The sequence below is a fragment of the Acidovorax sp. genome (assembly GCF_046339755.1).
Lineage (GTDB): Bacteria > Pseudomonadota > Gammaproteobacteria > Burkholderiales > Burkholderiaceae_C > Acidovorax.
In genome coordinates, this window is sequence record NZ_JBKDTZ010000312.1 from 1 (window position 1) to 3,300 (window position 3,300).

The window sequence follows — 3,300 nt, forward strand, 5'->3', positions numbered from 1 at the left end:
AACCTACACCCTGCTGCAGCCGCTGGGCGTGTGTGCGGGCATCACGCCCTTCAACTTCCCGGCCATGATCCCGCTGTGGATGTTCCCCATGGCCATCGCCACGGGCAACACCTTCGTGCTCAAACCCTCCGAGCAGGACCCGATGGTGACCATGCGCCTGGTGGAGCTGGCACTGGAAGCCGGCGTGCCTCCGGGGGTGCTCAACGTGGTGCACGGCGGCGAGATGGCCGTGAACGCCATCTGCGACCACAAGGACATCAAGGCCATCAGCTTCGTCGGCTCCACCAAGGTGGGCACCCATGTCTACAACCGCGCCAGCCTGGCCGGCAAGCGCGTGCAGTGCATGATGGGCGCCAAGAACCACGCCATCGTGCTGCCCGACGCGAACAAGGAGCAGACCCTGAACGCCCTGGCCGGTGCGGCCTTCGGCGCCGCCGGCCAGCGCTGCATGGCGCTGTCGGTGGTGGTGCTGGTGGGCGAGGCGCAAAAGTGGATCCCCGACCTGGTGGCCAAGGCCAAGACCCTCAAAGTCAGCGCCGGCACCGAAACGGGCACGGACGTGGGCCCGGTGGTCTCGTGCGCCGCCAAGGACCGTGTGGAAGGCCTGATCGCGCGCGGCGTGGCCGATGGCGCCACGCTGGAACTCGATGGCCGCAACCCGGTCGTGGCAGGATACGAGAAAGGCAACTTCGTGGGCCCCACGGTGTTCAGCGGCGTCAAGCCCGGCATGAGCATCTACGAACAGGAAATCTTCGGCCCCGTGCTGTGCCTGTCGGCCGCGGCGGACATCGACGAAGCCATCGCCTTCATCAACGACAACCCGAATGGCAACGGCACCGCCATCTTCACCCAGTCGGGTGCGGCCGCGCGCAAGTTCCAGGAAGAGATCGACGTCGGTCAGGTCGGCATCAACGTGCCGATCCCCGTGCCGGTGCCGCTGTTCTCGTTCTCGGGTTCGCGTGCCTCCAAGCTCGGCGACCTGGGCCCCTACGGCAAGCAGGTCGTGCTGTTCTACACGCAGACCAAGACGGTGACGGCGCGCTGGTTCGACGACAGCACCATCGCCCACGGCGTGAATACGACGATCAGCCTGAAGTAAGCCGGCGAAAGGCCCCAGGCGGCGTGGCACAGTAGCAGGGCATGGTGAAATCGGTGCATGCACCGTGACCTCCCTATCCTGCTGCGCGCTGCAGCCTGTGCCCTGCCCTTGCTCATGGCTTCTTCCACCGCCTTCGCCCAGGCCGGCGCCGCATGCCGCCCGGGCGGCACGGTGGCCGAGACCAATGCCTGCGCGGTGCAGGACTTCCAGGCGGCCGACACGGCCATTGCCGTGCTGTACGCCGACGTGATGCGCGCCCTGTCGGCGCACGAGCGCCCGCAGCTGCGCCAGGAGCACACGGCCTGGATGCGCGCCCGCAATGTGCAGTGCAAGCAGTCCACCCGCGCCACCGAGCAGCAGCCTGAAGGCCCGCGGATCTACCACGAGTGCCTGACCCGTGAGACGCAGGAACGCCGCAAGGGGCTGATGCGCTGGCTGTCGATGGACAGCCCCGCGAAGCCCTGACGCACCCACAGAACAACAAGGACCACAGAGACATGGACTTCGAGCTCACCGAAGAACAACGCGCCTTTGCCCAGACGGCCCGCGACTTTGCCCGGGCCGAGTTCGCGCCGCACGCCGCGCACTGGGACGCCGAAGGCATCTTCCCCAAGGAGGCCATCGCCAAGGCCGGCGAGCTGGGCTTTTGCGGTCTGTACGCGCCCGAGGCTGCGGGCGGCCTGGCCCTGCCCCGCCTGGACGCCACGCTGGTCTTCGAGGAAATGGCGGCCGTGGACCCGTCCACGACGGCCTTCATCACCATCCACAACATGGCGACCTGGATGCTGGGCACCTGGGCCACCCCGGCCGTGCGCGACCACTGGGGGCCGCTGCTCACCACGGGCGAAAAGCTCGCCTCCTACTGCCTGACCGAGCCCGGTGCGGGCTCGGACGCGGCTTCGCTCAAGACCCGGGCCGAGCTGGTGGGCCACGAATACGTGATCAACGGCGCCAAGGCCTTCATCTCGGGTGCGGGCGCCACCGACGTGCTGGTGCTCATGGCGCGCACGGGCGATGCGGCCTCGGGAGCGGGCGGCATCTCGGCCTTTGCCGTGCCGGCCGATGCGCCGGGCATCAGCTACGGCAAGAAGGAAGAAAAAATGGGCTGGAACAGCCAGCCCACGCGCACCATCAGCTTCGACAACGTGCGCATTCCGGCCGACCATTTGCTCGGCCGCGAGGGCGAGGGCTTCAAGATCGCGATGAAGGGCCTGGACGGCGGGCGCATCAACATCGCCACCTGCTCGGTGGGCGCGGCGCAGGGCGCGCTCGCGCAGGCCCAGCAGTACATGCAGGACAGGAAGCAGTTCGGCAAGCCCATCGCGAGCTTCCAGGCACTGCAGTTCAAGCTGGCCGACATGGCCACCGAGCTGGTGGCCGCGCGCCAGATGGTGCGCCTGGCTGCCAGCAAGCTCGACGCGGGCGATGCGAATGCCAGCACCTACTGCGCCATGGCCAAGCGCTTTGCCACCGACGCCGGCTTCACCGTCTGCAACGAGGCGCTGCAGCTGCACGGCGGCTACGGCTATATCCGCGAATACCCGCTGGAGCGCCTGCTGCGCGATGCGCGCGTGCACCAGATCCTGGAGGGCACCAACGAGATCATGCGCGTGATCATCGCGCGGCGCATGCTCGATGGGGATGCGCCGGACGTGATCCGCTGAATCCACCACCCCCATGCCTGCGCGCCCCCTCTCCGACGAGACCCTGCACCTGATCGCCGCAGTGCGCGACGCATTGGAATCGCGCGGCGATGTGGAGGAACGCAACCTGTTCGGCAGCCATGCCTTCTTCGTGGACGGCAAGGTCTGCATCGCCGTGAAGAACGAAGACCTGCTGGTGCGCCTGCCACCCGAGCGGCACGAAGAGTTCCAGGAGATGCAGAAAACTCGCGAGCTCTCGCCCTGCGGCGGCATGAAGGGCAATTTCTGGATCGAGCCCAATGGCTATGCCACGCGCGCGCTGTGGAACTTCTGGGTGCAGGAGGCCCTGGCCTACAACCCGCAGGCCAAGGCCACACCCAAACGCAAGTCGACTGCGACCAAGACGGCCGCCAAGAAAAGCACTGCCACGAAGAAGAAGCCGGCGACCACCAAGCGCCACAGCATCTTCGAGGCCGACGACTGATTCCCTGAAGGAAGCCGCCGCCATGCCCATTCGCATCGTCCGCCTCGGCACGCCGCGTGCCCCCGGTGAAGGCA

At 67.3% G+C, this 3,300-nt stretch carries 4 protein-coding genes; all 4 read left to right on the plus strand.

Going from position 1 to position 3,300, the window contains the following annotated elements; all coding sequences use genetic code 11:
* On the plus strand, positions 1–1,099 hold a 1,099-nt coding region (mmsA, locus tag ACK59X_RS27030), incomplete at its 5' end, for a CoA-acylating methylmalonate-semialdehyde dehydrogenase (protein ID WP_409961603.1).
* A gap of 57 nt (positions 1,100–1,156) precedes the next feature.
* Positions 1,157–1,564 (plus strand): lysozyme inhibitor LprI family protein, encoded by a 408-nt coding sequence (locus ACK59X_RS27035; protein ID WP_409961604.1) that lies wholly within the window; start codon positions 1,157–1,159, stop codon positions 1,562–1,564.
* A gap of 32 nt (positions 1,565–1,596) precedes the next feature.
* Positions 1,597–2,763 (plus strand): acyl-CoA dehydrogenase family protein, encoded by a 1,167-nt coding sequence (locus tag ACK59X_RS27040; protein ID WP_409961605.1) that lies wholly within the window; start codon positions 1,597–1,599, stop codon positions 2,761–2,763.
* Positions 2,764–2,776: 13 nt separating this feature from the next.
* The gene (locus tag ACK59X_RS27045; RefSeq protein ID WP_409961606.1) at positions 2,777–3,226 is read left to right on the plus strand and encodes a TfoX/Sxy family protein; all 450 of its coding nucleotides are present in this window, start codon (positions 2,777–2,779) and stop codon (positions 3,224–3,226) included.
* Positions 3,227–3,300 lie beyond the last annotated feature (74 nt).